This is a genomic window from Clostridium sp. D53t1_180928_C8 (assembly GCF_015667795.1).
Taxonomy (GTDB): Bacteria; Bacillota; Clostridia; order Clostridiales; family Clostridiaceae; genus Clostridium.
This window is the reverse complement of record NZ_JADPEL010000003.1, coordinates 46,265-65,629: the sequence shown is the minus strand read 5'-3', so window position 1 is coordinate 65,629 and position 19,365 is coordinate 46,265. Positions and strand designations below refer to the sequence as shown.

Below are 19,365 nucleotides of genomic sequence, written 5' to 3'. Positions count from 1 at the left end.
GTATTACGAAGTTTTTTATTAATATTAGCAATAATAAAACTTAAATATAAGTGCAAATAAAATATATATTTACAAGAACAATGTTCGTGGTATAATACCAATAAGTGAATTTGTAAAAATCTCGTATAAAATCGGTAATTGGTCCGAAAGTTTCTACCTACTGACCGTAAAACAGTAGACTACGAGGAGTTGAATTTATGTTTTTATATTTATAAGCATAAATATAAGTATTATCAACACCTCAATTTATATGAGGTGTTTATTTTTTAAAATAAAAATGTTGTTGAGGAGAGAAGAGATAATGGATATTTTAAAGGAACGTATATTACAAGAGGGTAGAGCGTTAAGTGAAACAGTATTAAAAGTTGATTCTTTTTTAAATCATGGAGTGGATGCAAGGCTAATGTATGAAATAGGAACTTGTTTTAAGGAATACTATAAGAATCATGGAATAACTAAAATATTTACAATTGAAAGTTCAGGAATTGCACCTACAGTAATGACAGCAATGCAGATGGAGCTTCCAATGGTTACATTAAAGAAGCAAAGTTCTAAAATTTTAAATGGAGAAGTATATCAAACAACAGTACACTCATTTACAAAGGGCTCTGATTATGAATTAACATTATCGAAAAATTATATTTCACCAGAAGACAATATATTAATTATAGATGACTTTTTAGCAAATGGAGAAGCTGCATTAGGAGCAATTAGATTAGTTGAGGAAGCTGGAGCGAAGGTTGCAGGTATAGGAATAGTAATAGAAAAATCATTCCAACCAGGAAGAAGAGTTTTAGATCAAAAAGGATATGATGTATACTCTTTAGCTAGAATTGGGAAATTAGGTAAAGGAATTATAGAATTTATTTAATTGACAAATTTAAATTATAGGCATAGTATAAATTAGTAGATAAAAATTAAATAATTTGTTAGGTGAGGCTCCTATAAGGAAAAATGCTGCTGCCCAGAAAAATCTAGAGATTCCAATGGGTTAACAGGAATCATCGCTAAGGTGATTTTTAATGTAGCTGACTATTATTTATTATAGTCTACGCTTTATAGTGCTAAAGCTCTACAATTTAAGAAGTAAGATTTAACAAGGCTTTTTGTTTGTAGGGACAAAGAGTCTTTTTTTGTGTGTAAATAGGAGGTGGTATTTAATGGACTCGTATCTGAGTAAAAGTTTAATTATTGGAAAAATTAAATATATGATATATGGGAATTTAGCTGTTAATACCACTAATTTTAAAAGTAAAATTTTTTTAGTGTTTTAACTTCGATGTACTATTTATAAGTTTTAGCATGCTTTTTCCTATATAAAAGGTAGGAGGAATAGCTATGAAGTTAAATATGAATAAAGAAGAGTTAAGAAAATTTTTATTGCATGCACCACAAGTAAGTATAATTAAGTATTATGAGAATATTCATCCAGTTGATATTCTTGATATATTACGTGAATGTCCAGATGATAAAAGTGATATTTTATGTAGATTACCGGAGGAGTTAATTGCAGATATAATCGATGAGGCTGAAAATGAAGAAAAGTATGATATATTAATGGAATTCTCTGAAAATAAACAAAAGAATATTATAGAAGAAATGTCATCAGATGAATTAACAGATTTACTTGGTATGTTGGATGAAGAACAATCCAATAAGATATTAGAAAAAATGACAGATGAAGATGCTAGAAAGGTTAGACAATTATTAAGTTATGATCCTAATACTGCTGCCGGTATAATGGCTACAGAGTTTGTTGCTCTTAAAGAAAATATGACTGTGGAACAAACATTAAAGTATTTGCAAAAATATGGAGATGAAAATGAAAATATATATGACTTATATGTTGTAGATAATTTTGATAAGCTTAAAGGAGTAGTATCTTTAAAAGAATTGGTAACAACTAGCTTTGAAACTAGGATTTCAGAAGTAGCGCATACTAAAGTTGAAGGAATATTATTTAATACAGATCAAGAAGAGGTTGGACATAGATTTGAAAAGTATGGATATTTAACTATGCCAGTAATTGATAATTCAAATAGATTACTTGGTGTTGTAACTGTTGATGATGCGATGCAAATATTAAGAGATGAAACTACTGAAGATATTCATCGTTTAGGTGGAATTGATGAAGGTGAAAAAGTTGATGGGAAACTTAGTGAATCAGTAAAAAGTAGATTACCTTGGTTAATAGTAAATTTATTTACAGCGATTTTGGCATCAGCAGTTGTGGGAGCATTTGAGGGGACTATTCAGGCTGTTGTTTCACTAGCTACATTTATGCCTATTGTTACAGGAATGGGTGGCAATGCAGGAACACAAACCTTAACAATTATAGTAAGAGGATTAGCTTTAGGAGAATTAAGCTTTAAAAATATGAAAAAAGTATTTTTAAAAGAAGTTGGAGTTGGACTATTAACAGGAATAGCTATAGGACTTATAATTGGAGTTTTAGGATTTTTATGGGAAGGAAACTTTATATTTGGAATAATAATAGGAATAGCTATGATTTTAAATATGGTAGTAGCTACAATTACGGGTTATTTAGTACCAATAATATTAAAGAAATTTAAAGTTGATCCGGCTTTAGCATCATCTATATTTGTAACAACATTTACTGATGTATTAGGATTTTTCTTCTTCTTAGGATTAGCGACACTTTTAATACAATATCTTGTATAAAATTAATAAATTATATTTTTAAAGTCGGTAAAAACCGGCTTTTTATTTTAGGATATAACAAATAAAAAACGCATCGGGCGCTATAACGATGCGTTCTAATTATTAAAAATGTAATATACAATAATTATTATTGCATAAAACTATGAATTTTGTTAAATCTATCTAGATTTTCTTTTAAAATTATTTCATGTTTAACATTAATAAATCTTTCAACAAGGCAACAAGCAAAATTTTTATCTGCTGTATGAATTAGTCCATTAATTTCAACTAGTGGACGATTATATTTATCGAAGCCTTTTAAAGAAATAGAAAATCCATTGTTTTGTAAATATTTTAGTACTTTTCCTAAAAATTCATCAGTATCAGTTATACTCTTATCACTTATATACACATCAAAGCAATCGTTATTATGTTTGTAAATACCTTCCATATTAACCCCTCACTTATAAATTTAATTAATAGATTTTAATATTTATATATATATATTTCGATAAAAATTAAATAATTCCTTTAAACGTTTACAAAAAGTTTTCAATTTATTTAAATAAATGCAAAAACAGGAGTACTAGCAGACTACCCCTGTTTCAAACCTATTTTTGCCTGGTAGGTTTATGAATTAATTATACCATAAAAATACAAATAGTTAAATACAATATATTCATAATTTTGAGAAAAATATAATTTTTTATGAAGTATTATATTTTTCTTAAAATTAATTTTAAAATAATATAGTAAATAATTGACAAATTAAATTTGTTGGCATATAATAACTCCTATAAAACAAAATATCTCTATTAAAGGGGAGTAGTAAAAAATATAGCATCAACAATCGCGGTTTATGCCTGGTGTTATATACCATTTTGGTTACGAGACTTTTAATATAATCCTTAAGTTATTTTACTTAAGTTTGAGGATTATATTAAGGGTCTCTTTTTTATTAATAAATAAAAAAGTTTTCCAAGTTATAAAATTTATTATTTAAAGTAAGGAGGATTTTATGGAAAAGTATTTTTGTAAAACTGTAGAAGATACATTAAAGGGCTTTAATGTATCAAAAGAGGGATTAAGTAATGAACAAGCAAAGGAGAATTTGGACTCATATGGGTTCAATGAATTGAATCAAAAAAAGAAGAAAAGTATACTACAAGTATTCTTTAGTCAATTTAAGGATTTATTAATATTCATTTTAATTGCAGCAGGAATAATTTCTATGCTAAGTAACAATGTAGAAAGTACTATTGTTATTTTTACTGTAATAATTTTAAATGCTATATTAGGTACAGTTCAGCATTTTAAGGCAGAGCAATCTTTAGATTCATTAAAGGCTTTATCAGCACCCTGTGCAAAGGTAATAAGAGATGGTAAAAAGATAGAAATTCAATCAAGAGATGTGGTACCAGGTGATATTTTAGTTTTAGAAGCTGGAGATTTAATAATTGCTGATGGTAGGATAATTGAAAGTTATTCTTTACAAGTAAATGAAAGTTCACTTACAGGAGAGTCTTTAAGTGTAGATAAAATCATTGATAAGATAGATAGTGAAGAGGTAGCATTAGGAGATCAAAAAAATATGGTGTTCTCTGGTTCATTAGTAACCTATGGTAGAGCTTTAGTAACTGTTACAAGTACAGGAATGAAAACTGAAATAGGTAAAATAGCTACTCTTATGGAAGAAACTCAAGAAAAGAAAACTCCACTTCAAGTTAGCTTAGACGATTTTAGTAAAAAGCTTGCTATTATAATATTAATTATATGTGCAATTGTATTTGGATTATCTTTATATAGAAATATGCCAGTTCTTGATTCATTAATGTTTGCTGTTGCTTTAGCAGTTGCTGCTATTCCAGAGGCTTTAAGTTCTATAGTTACTATTGTTTTAGCATTAGGAACTCAAAAGATGGCTAAGGAAAATGCAATAATTAAAAAACTTAGAGCAGTTGAAGGTTTAGGGTCAGTTTCTATAATATGTTCAGATAAAACAGGTACCTTAACTCAAAATAAAATGACTGTTAGAAAAATATATGTTGATGGTAAATTAATTAATGGCTGTGAAGTTTCATTAGATAATAAAGTTCAAGAATATTTAGTTAAAAACTCTATTTTATGTAATGATTCAACTTCCATTGATGGAAAAGAAATTGGAGATCCAACAGAAGTTGCATTAGTAAACTTAGGACACGATACTTTAATAAATGAATTGGAATTAAGAAATGAATATAAGAGATTAGCTGAAATTCCATTTGATTCTGATAGAAAACTAATGAGTACATTGCATAAAATTGATAATAAAAATGTAATGTTTACTAAAGGCGCTTTGGATGTTATTTTAGATAGAGTTAAATTTATAATGACTTCAGATGGTGTTAGAGAATTAACTAATAGTGATAAATCAGAAATATTAGATGTTAATAGGAGGTTGTCAGAGTCAGGATTAAGAGTATTATCATTTGCATATAAAGAATTAGATGAGATTAAAGAATTAACTTTAGATGATGAATATAGCTATACTTTTATAGGGCTAATTTCAATGATTGATCCACCAAGAGAAGAAAGTAAACAAGCTGTTGAAGATTGTATAATGGCTGGTATAAAACCAATAATGATTACTGGTGATCACAAGATAACAGCGTCAGCTATAGCTAAGGAAATAGGAATACTAAGAGATGGAGACAGAGCAATCGAAGGATTAGAAATAGATAAAATGTCAGATGAGGAACTAAAGGAAAATATCGAACATATATCTGTTTATGCGAGAGTATCTCCAGAGCATAAAATTAGAATAGTAAGAGCATGGCAGGAAAAGGGACAAATAGTTGCTATGACAGGTGATGGTGTAAATGATGCCCCAGCATTAAAGCAAGCAGACATAGGTATAGCGATGGGTATAACAGGTACAGAAGTTTCTAAGGATGCAGCTTCAGTAATTTTAACAGATGATAATTTTGCAACAATAGTAAAATCAGTATCTAATGGTAGGAGTATTTATAGCAATATAAAAAATTCTATAAAATTTTTATTATCAGGTAATACTTCAGGAATAATAGCAGTACTATACTCTTCAATCATGGCATTACCAATGCCTTTTGCAGCTGTACACTTACTATTTATAAATCTTTTAACAGATAGTTTACCTGCCATAGCTATAGGTATGGAGGAATCTAATAGAGATTTATTAAAGGATAAACCAAGAAGTAAAAACGAATCTATTTTAAATAAGAACTTTCTATTTGGATTAGGATTAGAAGGATTATTAATTGGTATGTTTACTATAATTGCTTTTTATGCAGGAAATCCAATGAAAACTCCTTTAACAGCTTCAACGATGGCATTTGCAACACTTTGTTTAGCTAGATTGTTTCATGGGTTTAATTGCAGAGGTAAGGGGTCAATATTTAAATTAGGTATATTCTCTAATAAATATGTTTGGTATGCATTTGGAATAGGTTTAGTATTATTAAATGCTGTTCTATTTATACCATTTCTTCAAGGATTATTTGAAGTAGAGAACTTAAGGTTAAATCAATATGTAGCAATATATATATTGGCATTTGTACCAACTTTAATAATTCAATTTATTAAAATTATAAATGAATTAATAGAGAGTAGAAAATCAAAAAAGAACTCTTCAGGTAAGTTTGAAGATAATTTAAAAAATATAGCATAATCATTAAAAAATAATAATTAACCGTCTAGATTAAAATTTTATATAAAAATAATTTAGACGGTTTTATTATTAAAAAAATAAAAAAAGAATTATTTGGGAAAATAATGTTGACTAATTTAGTAGGATAAGCATATAATAACAATATAACATATGAACAATTATTCATATGTTCATTAAAGGTATTAAAAATATAATTATAACTATAAATGCAAATAATACTTATAATAGGAGTGAATAGGACATGGAAAATAATAATGATAATAAAGTAGAAAGATGTTGCTGTAACGTAATACATGGAGATATAGTAGCAAAAGTTAAGGATAGTTTACCACAAGAAGAAACATTATATGATTTAGCTGAGTTATTTAAGGTTTTTGGAGATAGTACAAGAATAAAAATACTTTGCGCATTATTTGAAGAAGAGATGTGTGTATGTGATTTATCAGCATTATTAAATGTTAGTCAATCAGCAATATCACATCAATTAAGGGTTTTAAAATCAGCAAGACTTGTTAAGTTTAGAAGAGCTGGAAAGATAATTTATTATTCTCTAGATGATGAACATATTAAGCATATATTTGATGAAGGATTAAAACATATCACTGAATAGATATGACTAAAAAATAAATAGGAGGATAGGTATGGAGATTAAATTAGTTTTAGATGGATTAAATTGTGCTAATTGTGCTAACAAAATAGAAAGTAAGGTTAATAAAATAAATGGAGTTAAAGAAGCAACCGTTAATTTTTCAACATCTGTATTAACAGTAGAAGCTCACGAAGAAAATTTGAGGGAAGAAATAATAAATGAAATAAAATCAATAGTAAAAAAGCTAGAGCCACATGTAAATGTTCAGGAAAAAGTAGAAGGCAAAAAAATAAAAATTAATCAAGAGTTATGTAAGAGCCGTTGTTGTTCTGATAATCATTCATCTCATAATGAAAATACTCATAGTCATGAACATGATTATGGTCATGATCATAGTCATGAAGTTAAGGATAATAATGAGGGAATAGTAGGATATATAAAAGATAATTTAATGTTGATAGTTGGGACTATTATTTATATTATTGCATTACTTTATAAGGGAAATGAAAATTTACTATCTGTACTATTATTTATATCTAGTTATTTAGTTATTGGTGGGGAAGTGCTTTGGACTGCTATAAAAAATATTTCTAGAGGTGAAATATTTGATGAAAACTTCTTAATGAGTATTGCAACATTGGGGGCGTTCTTTATTGGGGAATATCCAGAGGCCGTTGCAGTTATGCTATTTTATCAGGTAGGGGAAATGTTCCAAGGATATGCTGTAAGTAAATCAAGAAAATCTATATCTTCTCTTATGAATATAAGAGCAGATTATGCTAATGTTCTAAGAAATGGTGAAGAGATAAAGGTAGATCCACAAAATGTAGCTATAGATGAAGTTATTATTATTAAACCAGGTGAAAGAATTCCACTAGATGGTGTTGTTTTAGATGGAAGAAGTTTTATAGATACTTCTGCATTAACAGGAGAATCAGTACCACGTGAAATTACAGTTGGTGATGATATACTATCAGGTGCAATAAATAATAATGGTGTTTTAAAAGTTAAGGTAAATAAGGAATTTGGAGAATCAACAGTTTCTAGAATATTAGAATTAGTTGAAAATGCTTCAAATAAGAAAGCACCAACAGAGAAGTTTATAACTAAGTTTTCAAAAGTATATACACCTATAGTTGTTATAATTGCAGTATTAGTTGCAATTATACCTCCATTATTGATTTCAGGAGAAACTTTTTCAGTATGGATATATAGAGCATTATCATTACTAGTTGTTTCTTGTCCATGTGCATTGGTAGTTTCAATTCCGTTAGGATTTTTCTCAGGAATTGGAGCAGCTTCTAAAAAAGGTATATTAGTTAAAGGTGGAAACTATTTAGAAGCTCTTAAGGATAGTGAAATAGTAGTATTTGATAAAACAGGTACTTTAACAAAAGGTGTATTTAATGTAACTGAAATAAATCCTAAAAATATAAGTAAAGAAGAGTTATTAGAAGTTACAGCTATGGGAGAATCACATTCAAATCATCCAATTGCAATTTCAATAGCAAAAGCTTATGGAAAAGAAATAAATAAAGAAGAAATAAAAGATTATAAAGAAATTTCCGGTCATGGAATAGAAGTTACTATAAAGGGTGATGATATATTACTTGGTAATGTTAAATTAATGAAAGTTAATAATATAGAATTTGATGAAATAGATTCTATAGGGACAATAGTTCATGTTGCTATCAATGGAGAGTATAAAGGTAATATAGTTATTTCAGATGAAATAAAAGAAAATGTAGAGGTAGCATTACGCGATTTAAAGAATGCTGGAATAAAGAAAACTGTAATGCTTACAGGTGATAATAAGGCAGTTGCAGAAAAAGTAGCAAAAGCAATAGGAATTGATGAAGTATATTCAGAACTTTTACCAGGAGATAAGGTGAGTAAAGTAGAAGATATATTAGATAAAAGTGATACAAAAGGAAAAGTTCTATTTGTTGGTGATGGAATAAATGATGCACCTGTCTTAGCGAGAGCTGATATAGGTGTAGCTATGGGTGGTATAGGTTCAGATGCGGCTATCGAAGCAGCTGATGTTGTTTTAATGAAAGATAAAGTTGAAGCAATAGCAGAAGCTATAAGAGTATCCAGAAGAACTAATAAAATACTATGGCAAAATATCATATTTTCATTAGTTGTTAAGGTTATAGTAATGATATTAGTTGTGTTGGGGTTAACAAATATGTGGGCTGCTGTTTTTGCTGACGTAGGGGTAACGTTAATAGCTGTTTTAAATTCAATGAGAATAATTCGATAAATATTGACAAAGAATATTACCTTGATTATAATAAGATAAGTCGAGAACATTTTAGGCGTAAGGGCGTAGCATACAAGATCATTTTGACTCTTGTAGATAGGTCAGATAGTCCATAATATCTGACTTTGCTTCTATATGAGACTTATGTATAACTGATCTGCTAAGTTATACATAAGTCTCTATTTTTTAAATTATAAAAATAAATACTAATCTTTAAAAGAATTTCATATATAAAAATTAATAAAATTAAATAAAATAGTAAAAACTAAATTTGGATATTTTAATAAAAAAATTTTACTTATATATTAAAATATAGATAAAAAATGAAAAGTATGTTATTATATTATCAAAGTTGGATTGGAATAGGAATATTATTGAAGTGTATTAAGGAGATTCATATACTATGGAGAAAAAGAAAAGTGTTTCTATGGCAGTAATTAAAAGATTACCAAAATACCATAGATATTTGAAAGAGCTGATGAGAAATGATGTAGATAGAATTTCATCTAAAGAATTAGGAGAGAAAATTGGATTTACAGCTTCTCAAATAAGACAAGATTTAAATAATTTTGGAGATTTTGGACAACAAGGATACGGATATAATGTAAAAGAGTTATATAAGCAAATAAGTTTAATTTTAGGGTTAGATAAAGATTATACTGGAATAATAATTGGAGCAGGTAATTTAGGTCAGGCTATAGCTAATTATAATAGATTTTCAGAATTAGGTTTATCTATTGAATGTATTTTTGATGCTAATCCAAAGCTTGTAGGAATGAGAATAAGGGATGTTGAAATAAAAGATATAGATACATTAGCTGAATTTTTACAAGATAATAGTATTGATATTGGAATTATATGTGTTCCTAGAATTAACGCACAAAAGGTTTGTGATATGTTAGTTAAGGGTGGAATTAAGGGAATTTGGAATTTTGCACCTGTAGATTTAGTTGTTCCTGATGACGTTAAAGTAGAAAATGTTCATCTTTCTGAAAGTTTATTAACTTTAGTATATTTAATGAAAGATAGTTAAAATAGCTGTTGCATTTGCAACAGCTATTTTTATTTATAATGTTAATAACTCAACAATCAAAAAGAAGAACAAAAAAAGGAAAAAGAAAACGTATTCTAAGAAATACATTGAAAAATTGTAATTTATATACTAATTAAGAAAATATTAATTGCAAATGATAAATTTAGATATTATAATTATAAGTGGGTTGTGATTATTCAGAATCTTCTAACCAAAGAAGAAGGAATAAGAGAGTTTTTTTTAAGGTTCTTTGTTAATTATCTAACAATAAAATGGGTATTTATGAGATTAATTGGTATATAAGGGAGGAATTTTAATGGAAATCAAAAATGTTATTTTGGAAGAAGAGTTAAAAAATGTAACTCTTGAAAAGGATGGGAATTTAGCGATTATAACAATAAATAGACCAAAGGCATTAAATGCTTTAAATTCAGAAACTTTAAAGGATTTAGATATAGCTATTACAAACATTGAAAATGATAGCAATGTTTATTGTGTAATACTTACAGGTTCTGGAGAAAAATCTTTTGTTGCTGGAGCTGATATAGCAGAAATGAAAGATTTAGACTCTAAGGCTGGAGAAGAATTTGGACTTTTAGGTAATAAAGTATTTAGAAGATTAGAAAATTTAGACAAGCCTGTTATAGCAGCTATCTCTGGATTTGCATTAGGTGGAGGATGTGAGCTTGCAATGGCATGTGATATAAGAATTGCATCAGAAAAGGCAAAATTTGCTCAACCAGAAGCTGGACTTGGAATTACACCAGGATTTGGTGGAACTCAAAGATTACCTAGAATAGTTGGATTAGGTAAGGCTAAAGAATTAATTTATACTTGTTCAATGGTTAATGCTGAAGAAGCTTTAAGAATTGGATTAGTTAATAAGGTTGTTCCATTAGAAAATTTGATGGAAGAAGCAAGAAAAATGGCATCTACTATTTGTGCTAATGCTCCAATAGCAGTTAAGCTTTGTAAGGATGCTATAAATAGAGGAATGCAAGTAGATATAGATAAAGCAATAGAAGTTGAAGCAGAGGATTTTGGAAAGTGCTTTGATTCAGAGGATCAAGTTGAAGGAATGGCTGCTTTCTTAGAAAGAAGAGCAAAAAACTTTAAAAATAAGTAAAATAGTTTATTTAATAAAATTTAAATATATAAATAGAGTGTGTTTTACATAAGTTAAGCTCTAAATTATTAATTTAGTTAGCAAAACTTGCATCGATGATTAAAAATTAAAAGATGGTTTCTAATTAGGAATTGTAATTATACACATAAAAGAGGGTATTGCAGGGAGGTAAAAAGCAATGAATTTTGGATTAACTAGAGAACAAGAGTTAGTAAGACAAATGGTTAGAGAATTTGCAGTTAATGAAGTAAAACCAATAGCTGCTGAAATTGATGAAACAGAAAGATTTCCAATGGAAAATGTAAAGAAAATGGCAGAGCTAGGCATGATGGGTATTCCATTCCCTAAGGAATTAGGAGGTGCTGGAGGCGATGTATTATCATATATCATCACAGTTGAAGAATTATCAAAGGCTTGTGGAACACATGGGGTTATAGTTTCAGCTCATACTTCACTTTGTGCTTCATTAATTTATGAAAATGGAACACCAGCTCAAAAGGAAAAATACTTAGTACCACTTGCAAAAGGTGAAAAAATCGGTGCTTTTGGTTTAACTGAACCAGGTGCAGGAACTGATGCTGCAGGGCAACAAACTACAGCAGTTTTAGATGGAGATAATTATATTTTAAATGGTTCTAAAATATTCATTACTAATGGTGGTGTTGCAGATACTTTCATAGTATTTGCTATGACTGATAAATCACAAGGAACTAGAGGAATATCAGCTTTCATAGTTGAAAAAGATTTCCCAGGATTCTCAATTGGTAAGAAAGAAGATAAGTTAGGAATTAGAGCTTCTTCTACAACAGAGCTTATATTTGAAAACTGTGTAGTACCAAAGGAAAACTTAATTGGTAAAGAAGGTAAAGGATTTGGTATAGCAATGAAAACTCTTGATGGAGGAAGAATTGGTATAGCTGCTCAAGCTTTAGGTATAGCAGAAGGAGCTTATGAAGAAGCTGTTAAATATATGAAGGAAAGAAAACAATTTGGTAGACCATTATCAGCATTCCAAGGATTACAATGGATGATAGCTGATATGGAAACTAAAATTGAAGCTGCAAAATTATTAGTATATAAAGCTGCATGGGCAAAACAAAACAAAATTCCATATTCTGTAGATGCTGCTAAAGCAAAATTATTTGCGGCTGAAGTTGCTATGGATGTGACAACTAAGGCTGTTCAAATCCATGGAGGATATGGATATACTAAGGAATATCCAGTAGAAAGAATGATGAGAGATGCTAAGATAACTGAAATTTATGAAGGAACTTCAGAAGTTCAAAAGATGGTTATCGCAGGCGCTGCATTAAGATAAGAGGGGGCTTTAATAATGAAGATAGTAGTTTGTTTAAAACAAGTACCAGATACAACAGCTGTAAAAATAGATCCAAAAACAGGAACTCTTATAAGAGATGGTGTTCCTTCAATTATAAATCCAGAAGATAAGCATGCTTTAGAAGCAGCATTACAATTAAAAGATAATTATGGGGCACACGTGACTGTAATCAGCATGGGACCTCCACAAGCTAAAAATGCATTAAGAGAAGCATTATGTATGGGAGCTGATGAAGCTATCCTTTTAACAGATAGATCATTTGGAGGAGCTGATACATTAGCTACTTCAAAAACAATTGCATCAGCAATTAAAAATTTAGAATACGATATAATTTTTGGCGGAAGACAAGCTATTGATGGGGATACTGCACAAGTTGGTCCAGAAATAGCTGAACATTTAAATGTACCACAAGTAACTTATGTACAAGGTGTAGAAGTTACTGAAGATGGTTTAGTAGTTAATAGAGCATTAGAAGATGGATATGAATTAATTAAAGTTCAAACTCCAGTACTTTTAACTGCTATTGAAGAATTAAATCACCCAAGATATATGAATGTTCAATATATCTTCGATACTGCAGAAAAAGAAGTTAAAGTTATGACTGCAGCAGATCTTGATGTACCAGTTGAAGAATTAGGATTAAAAGGTTCTCCAACAAAGGTTAAGAAATCTATGACTAAAGAAGCTAAGGGTGCAGGAGAAATTGTTAAAGAATCAGCTCCAGAAGCAGTAGCATATGTATTAGGAAAATTAAAAGAGAAGCACTACATCTAAGATAATAGGAGGGAATTTTGAGATGAATATATCAGAATATAATGGCGTTTGGGTATTCGCTGAACAAAGAAATGGTGAATTACAAAAAGTTTCTTTAGAAATTTTAGGAGAAGGAAGAAGATTAGCAGATGAGTTAGGAGTTAATCTTACTGCAGTATTATTAGGAAATAATATAGCTTGTTTAGCAGATATTTTAGGCGAGCATGGAGCTGATGAAGTATTAGTAGCTGAACATGAAGAATTAGAAAATTATACTACGGATGGTTATACAAAGGTTATTTGTGATTTAGCAAATGAAAGAAAACCAGGAATATTATTTATTGGGGCTACTTTTGTAGGGAGAGATTTAGGGCCAAGAGTTGCAGCAAGACTTTCAACAGGATTAACTGCAGACTGTACATCTTTAGAAGTAGATGTAACTAATGGTGATTTACTTGCTACAAGACCAGCATTTGGTGGTAACTTAATGGCAACAATCGCTTGTCCAAATCATAGACCACAAATGGCTACAGTAAGACCAGGGGTATTCTCAAAGATTACTGAAAAGAAAGAAAACTTTAATATAGAAAATGTTAATGTTGATTTAGAAGCATCAGACATTAGAACAACTGTATTAGAAGTAGTTAAAGCAAATAAAGATATCGTTGATATCGGTGAGGCTAAAGTTATAGTTGCTGGTGGTAGAGGAGTTGGAAGTAAGGAAAATTTCGGTATGCTACAAGAATTAGCTAATGCTTTAGGCGGAGTAGTTGGAGCATCTAGAGGTGCTGTAGATAAGGGATGGATAGAAAGAGGTTATCAAGTTGGGCAAACTGGTAAGACTGTAAGACCAACAATATATGTTGCTTGCGGTATTTCAGGAGCAATTCAACACGTTGCAGGTATGCAAGAATCAGATATGATAATTGCTATTAATAAAGATGAAACAGCTCCAATTATGAAGGTAGCTGATTATGCAATAGTTGGAGATTTAAATAAGGTAATTCCAGAAATGATAAGTAAATTGAAAGAAAGTGCAGATGTTGAAGAAGTTTTAACTTGTAAATTATAAACATTTAATATTTTTTAGAGTAGTAATAGTAAGAAATATTTAATTAATATACATTTAAAGAGGTTCAGGGTAATTTAACAATATTCATTTTAACTTATGAAATATAAATGGCCATTGTATTTTATAAGTAGTTATAAATTAAAATAACCTAGGATTTTATATTTATAAATAAAATTGTGGATAAAATGTTATTAAGTTTTTAAGTATGTGTATAAATTTTGAGAATTAAAAAAGTGAAAATTAATATTGTTACTATTATCTAATAGTCTTAGTTTTCACTAAATAAAGGGGAGAGTTTATTATGGAAAAGATTTTTGTTTTAGGCGCAGGGACTATGGGTGCAGGAATAGTGCAAGCTTTTGCTCAAAAAGGTTATGAAGTTATAGTCAGAGATATAAAAGATGAATTTGTTGAAAGAGGAATTGCTGGAATCAATAAGAATTTATCTAAATTAGTAGCTAAGGGAAAAATTACTGAAGAAACTAAGGAAGATATTCTTTCTAGAATCTCAGGAACTACTGATATGAATTTAGCTGAAGACTGTGACTTAGTTGTTGAAGCAGCAATTGAAAATATGAAAATTAAGAAAGAAATATTTGCAGAGTTAGATAGAATTTGTAAGCCAGAAACTATTTTAGCTTCAAATACTTCTTCTCTATCAATTACTGAAGTTGCTTCAGCCACTAACAGACCAGATAAGGTTATAGGAATGCATTTCTTTAACCCAGCTCCAGTTATGAAGTTAGTTGAAATTATTAGAGGTATGGCTACTTCTCAAGAAACTTTTGATGCGGTTAAAGAATTATCTTTAGCAATTGCAAAAGAACCAGTTGAAGTTGCAGAAGCTCCAGGATTTGTAGTTAACAGAATCCTTATTCCAATGATTAATGAAGCTTCATTTATTTTACAAGAAGGAATTGCATCAGTTGAAGATATAGATACAGCTATGAAATTTGGTGCAAATCATCCAATGGGACCTTTAGCTTTAGGTGACTTAATTGGATTAGATGTTTGTTTAGCTATAATGGATGTTTTATACAATGAAACAGGAGATACTAAATACAGAGCTAGTAGCACTTTAAGAAAATATGTTAGAGCTGGATGGTTAGGTAGAAAGTCAGGTAGAGGATTCTACAACTATAATGCTTAAGATTAATATTAAAAATTAATAAAATGAATTTTAAATATTTCTAAAGGGATAGAGATATTTATGTAAATATGCTGTTATAAAAAAATCATAGATTTATATATTTAAAAAGAATAAAATTAAGAATACGCTTTAATTTAACTTTAAAAGGTAACTATCGACGGGTAGTTACCTTTTATTGTTTCATGATATAATTTAAATAAGATTTTATTATAGTTATATATGATTGGAGGAGCTATAGTATGGAAGATAGTAAGAAAAGAGAATTTAATTTTTATGGAGAAATTGAAATTCCAACATCATTAATGCAATTTGTAGGTAATAATGAAAGACCTTTATTTGCTGTAAAAACTGTTAGAGATGCAGCGTTATTTACAGATAAAAAGGTGCTTATATGTGATAAACAAGGAATTACAGGCAAGAAGACAGAGTATTATGCAATTCCTTATAATAAGATAGTAACTTATTCAATAGAAACAGCAGGTCATTTTGATATTGACTCAGAAATTAAATTATTTCTAACTGGTGGAATAGAAATAGAAATGCAATTCTTAAGAGGAAAGAATATGGATCAATTACTTAAAAAAGTATTTAGTGTTATAAATGAGAATGTAACTTTATAGCAAATTAGGTTTTATATAGAAAGAGAGATTAACTAAATGTTATTAGAAACAACAATGAAATATTACGATAAGAAATATGATTTAAATTGTGCTGAATGTATACTTGTAGCAGTGAATGAAGAATATGATTTGAATATTTCTAAACAAACCTTAATGACTATGTCATCATTTGGTGGTGGTATGGCAATAGGGAGTACTTGTGGGGCTGCAACTGGAGCAATAGCTGCATTAGGTATAATGTTTACTAATGAGAGAGGTCATAATAGTCCTCACGTAAGAGAAATGACAGGAAGATTTTTAAGTGAGTTTAATAGAAGAATGGGAACATTAGATTGCATTCCGTTGAAAGATAAATATTTTGAATTTGAAACTAGATGCTCGAAAATGATGAGAGTATCAGCTGAAGTTTTAGAGGAAATAGTAGAAGATTATAAGAAGATGTATTCAATTAATAGATAAAATTTATATAATAACTTAAGCCATTATAGATAAGTAAGTATAACTATAATGGCTTAAGCTAATTATAGGATTTTCTATTGAAAAGTAATGATAATTAATATAGCATAGATAATATAAATTATTAATTAATAATATTTTTCTCTGGAATATAAAATTATAAACTTAGAAAGAATAAAGTATAAATGATAAATTAAAAAAGATACCATAAATAATGAGGTGGAAATATGAATTATACAAATATAATAGAAAAAGAGAACTCAATAGTATTAGAGAATGTTAAAGATTTTAATATAAAACAGATACTAGAGTGTGGACAATGTTTTAGATGGGAAAAAATAAGTGACATTAATTACATAATAGTAGCATATAGAAGAGTAATAGAGGTTATTCAAGAAGGAAGTACAGTAACTATACTAAATACTGACATGAATGATTTTAATGAAATATGGAAAAATTACTTTGATTTAGATGTTAATTATGAAGAGGTAAAAGAAGAGTTATCAAAGGATGAGCTTTTAAAGAAAAGTGTTGAATTTGGATATGGTATAAGAATATTAAATCAAGATCCTTTTGAAATGTTAATAAGCTTTATAATATCAGCAAGAAATAGTATTCCTTCAATAATGAAAACTATTAAAAAGATATCTGAAAGATGGGGAGATAGGATAGAATATAAAGATAATATTTATTATGCATTTCCAACTCCAGAGCAATTAAAGGAAGCATCTTTAGAAGAAGTAAAAGAAACAGGAGCATCTTTTAGAAGTAAGTATATAATAGATACTATTGAAAAAGTAAATGCAGCACTTGATGCTAAAAATGATGGAGAATTAACAGAGGAACTAGAGCAATTTGATTTAGAATATATAAAATCATTACCTGTTGATGAATGTCATAAAGCATTACAAAACTTTATGGGGGTTGGGGCTAAGGTAGCTGATTGTATAATGTTATTCTCAATGAGTAAACATTCAGCATTCCCAGTAGATGTTTGGATAAAGAGAGCAATGATACATTTCTATTTAGCACCGGATGTATCATTAAATAAAATAAGAGTATTTGGAAGAGAAAAGTTTGGTGAGCTAGCAGGACTTGCACAACAATATCTATTCTATTATGCAAGGGAAAACAATATTAAAGTAGAATAACTAAATTAGTTAGTTTTTAATTTATATGTAGTAATATCAATAATAGATTGTATTAATTTATTATTGATATTATTTTTTTATATATATTCTAAATATATTTAGAATATATATAGGGCGAAATGGTTAATATAAAAAGAAATGGCTAGAATTTAATATATTAGGAGAGGTTATTATGAATATAAAAAATAAATTAAAATCTATTATAGCTAGTACGTTAGTTTTAAGTTTACTTTTCACTGGTTGTGCTAATGGAATAGAGAAGAATGTATATAGTAAAGATATAGTTTCAAATAGTGATCAAATAACTAATAAAGTATATGAAGATCCTAAGAATTTAGATATTGAAAGTATAATGAAGGAACTAACATCAGATGAATATTTATCTAGAGTTGTTGGGACTGATGAAAATACTAAATCAGCAGAATTTATAAAAAGTTACTTTGAAAAAGTTGGGTTAGAAGCATTTAATAATGGTAGTTTTTATCATCAAATTACTTTAAATAAAGAAATGAGATCTATATTTAATCCAAATGAGGAAAATGATAATGAAGTAAATAATATTATTGGACTTATAAAAGGTAAAGATAGCTCTAAAGCAGTTGTAATTTCTGCTCATTTTGATCATGTTACTATAAGACAAAAGCTTGAAGAGGCATCTAATAATAATGATAATTCACAAATAAAAGTAACAAAAATTGAAGGGGCTATTGATAACGCTTCAGGAATTTCAGTATTATTAGAGTCTGCTAAGGATTTAGCCAAATATTATAAGAATAAAAAACCAGAACATGATATAATTTTTGCAGCTTTTAATGCAGAAGAGTTAGGGTTAATAGGAAGTTTAAAATTTGTAAATGATTTCAGGGATGATTATGAAGATTGGTATAATATAAATATAGATTGTGTAGGTATAAAAGGAGATGAGGGATTAGCTGTAAAAAATACTAACCCATTATGTCAAGAACTATATGATGATTTTATTGAAGTATTAGATGAAGATAAAGTTTATTATGAAATGGTTCCATATGCTAGTAATAAAGAAGGAAGAATTGTAGGTAGTAGTGATCATATGTCATTTAGAAAAGATAATGATGCATCTTTAGTAATTGGGCAAGATGGAATAGTAGGAGTTGTTCATAGTGAAGAGGATAATATGTCTATTGTTGATTTTGAGTTAATAGAGAGTATTAAAGATGCTTTAGTAGACTTTATAATAAAGAATGATAGTAAGATTTATTAGAGAGTTATAAAATTAGTCTTATGAATTTATTTCGTAAGGCTTTTTTTATTTGTATTAATTTATCATTATTATATTTATTATGAGTTAAACAGTTAAAAAACTACAAAAAATATGTACTATAATGCAAAATAAATTTGAGAAATAAAATTGTCAGAATATTATGAAATGAAGGTCAAAAATGGCAAAATATTGTATAATTAGAAGTGGTATACAGAATGGATGGG

Annotated in this window: 16 protein-coding genes and 2 riboswitches; of the genes, 15 read left to right on the top strand and 1 reads right to left on the bottom strand. The window is 28.5% G+C overall.

The annotated features are described in order from the left end of the window. Positions 1 to 101 precede the first annotated feature (101 nt). Positions 102 to 202: riboswitch (purine riboswitch) on the top strand. Between the two features lie 99 nt (positions 203 to 301). Then, on the top strand, positions 302 to 871 hold the full coding sequence (locus I4V51_RS03005) for a xanthine phosphoribosyltransferase (protein ID WP_195986858.1): 570 nt from the start codon (positions 302 to 304) through the stop codon (positions 869 to 871). A 47-nt stretch (positions 872 to 918) separates the two neighbouring features. Next, positions 919 to 1,086: riboswitch (M-box (ykoK) riboswitch) on the top strand. Between the two features lie 252 nt (positions 1,087 to 1,338). Further along, the gene (gene mgtE, locus I4V51_RS03000) at positions 1,339 to 2,682 is read left to right on the top strand and encodes a magnesium transporter (RefSeq protein WP_195986857.1); all 1,344 of its coding nucleotides are present in this window, start codon (positions 1,339 to 1,341) and stop codon (positions 2,680 to 2,682) included. 127 nt (positions 2,683 to 2,809) lie between these two features. On the opposite strand, the gene I4V51_RS02995 is transcribed toward mgtE, so the two are convergent. Beyond that, entirely contained in the window at positions 2,810 to 3,112 is a 303-nt protein-coding gene (locus tag I4V51_RS02995; protein WP_195986856.1) for a hypothetical protein, read from the bottom strand. 567 nt (positions 3,113 to 3,679) lie between these two features. Between I4V51_RS02995 and I4V51_RS02990 the strand changes: the two genes are divergently transcribed. From I4V51_RS02990 to I4V51_RS02930, 13 genes are all read left to right on the top strand, one after another. Continuing rightward, complete coding sequence (locus I4V51_RS02990) at positions 3,680 to 6,346, top strand: cation-translocating P-type ATPase (protein ID WP_195986855.1); 2,667 nt, start codon at positions 3,680 to 3,682, stop codon at positions 6,344 to 6,346. A 241-nt stretch (positions 6,347 to 6,587) separates the two neighbouring features. After that, on the top strand, positions 6,588 to 6,956 hold the full coding sequence (locus tag I4V51_RS02985) for a metalloregulator ArsR/SmtB family transcription factor (protein ID WP_195986854.1): 369 nt from the start codon (positions 6,588 to 6,590) through the stop codon (positions 6,954 to 6,956). Between the two features lie 31 nt (positions 6,957 to 6,987). Then, a complete protein-coding gene (locus tag I4V51_RS02980) occupies positions 6,988 to 9,201 on the top strand; it encodes a heavy metal translocating P-type ATPase (protein ID WP_195986853.1) in 2,214 nt (737 codons plus the stop codon). A 403-nt stretch (positions 9,202 to 9,604) separates the two neighbouring features. Continuing rightward, positions 9,605 to 10,234 carry a redox-sensing transcriptional repressor Rex gene (locus tag I4V51_RS02975; RefSeq protein WP_195986852.1) on the top strand — a complete coding sequence of 210 codons (630 nt, stop codon included), beginning with the start codon at positions 9,605 to 9,607 and terminating at the stop codon, positions 10,232 to 10,234. Between the two features lie 316 nt (positions 10,235 to 10,550). Beyond that, positions 10,551 to 11,360 (top strand): short-chain-enoyl-CoA hydratase, encoded by an 810-nt coding sequence (locus I4V51_RS02970; RefSeq protein WP_195986851.1) that lies wholly within the window; start codon positions 10,551 to 10,553, stop codon positions 11,358 to 11,360. A 178-nt stretch (positions 11,361 to 11,538) separates the two neighbouring features. After that, complete coding sequence (locus I4V51_RS02965) at positions 11,539 to 12,678, top strand: acyl-CoA dehydrogenase (protein WP_195986850.1); 1,140 nt, start codon at positions 11,539 to 11,541, stop codon at positions 12,676 to 12,678. A gap of 15 nt (positions 12,679 to 12,693) precedes the next feature. Continuing rightward, the gene (locus tag I4V51_RS02960) at positions 12,694 to 13,473 is read left to right on the top strand and encodes an electron transfer flavoprotein subunit beta/FixA family protein (RefSeq protein ID WP_195986849.1); all 780 of its coding nucleotides are present in this window, start codon (positions 12,694 to 12,696) and stop codon (positions 13,471 to 13,473) included. A 22-nt stretch (positions 13,474 to 13,495) separates the two neighbouring features. Further along, positions 13,496 to 14,524, top strand: coding sequence for an electron transfer flavoprotein subunit alpha/FixB family protein (locus I4V51_RS02955; RefSeq protein ID WP_195986848.1), 1,029 nt, complete (start codon positions 13,496 to 13,498; stop codon positions 14,522 to 14,524). Positions 14,525 to 14,825: 301 nt separating this feature from the next. After that, entirely contained in the window at positions 14,826 to 15,674 is an 849-nt protein-coding gene (locus I4V51_RS02950; protein ID WP_195986847.1) for a 3-hydroxybutyryl-CoA dehydrogenase, read from the top strand. 239 nt (positions 15,675 to 15,913) lie between these two features. Then, entirely contained in the window at positions 15,914 to 16,294 is a 381-nt protein-coding gene (locus I4V51_RS02945; RefSeq protein WP_195986846.1) for a PH domain-containing protein, read from the top strand. Between the two features lie 36 nt (positions 16,295 to 16,330). Next, a complete protein-coding gene (locus I4V51_RS02940; protein WP_195986845.1) occupies positions 16,331 to 16,753 on the top strand; it encodes a C-GCAxxG-C-C family (seleno)protein in 423 nt (140 codons plus the stop codon). A gap of 224 nt (positions 16,754 to 16,977) precedes the next feature. Further along, complete coding sequence (locus I4V51_RS02935; RefSeq protein WP_195986844.1) at positions 16,978 to 17,901, top strand: DNA-3-methyladenine glycosylase 2 family protein; 924 nt, start codon at positions 16,978 to 16,980, stop codon at positions 17,899 to 17,901. Positions 17,902 to 18,073: 172 nt separating this feature from the next. Continuing rightward, positions 18,074 to 19,141 carry a M28 family peptidase gene (locus I4V51_RS02930; protein ID WP_195986843.1) on the top strand — a complete coding sequence of 356 codons (1,068 nt, stop codon included), beginning with the start codon at positions 18,074 to 18,076 and terminating at the stop codon, positions 19,139 to 19,141. The last annotated feature ends 224 nt before the right edge of the window (positions 19,142 to 19,365 follow it).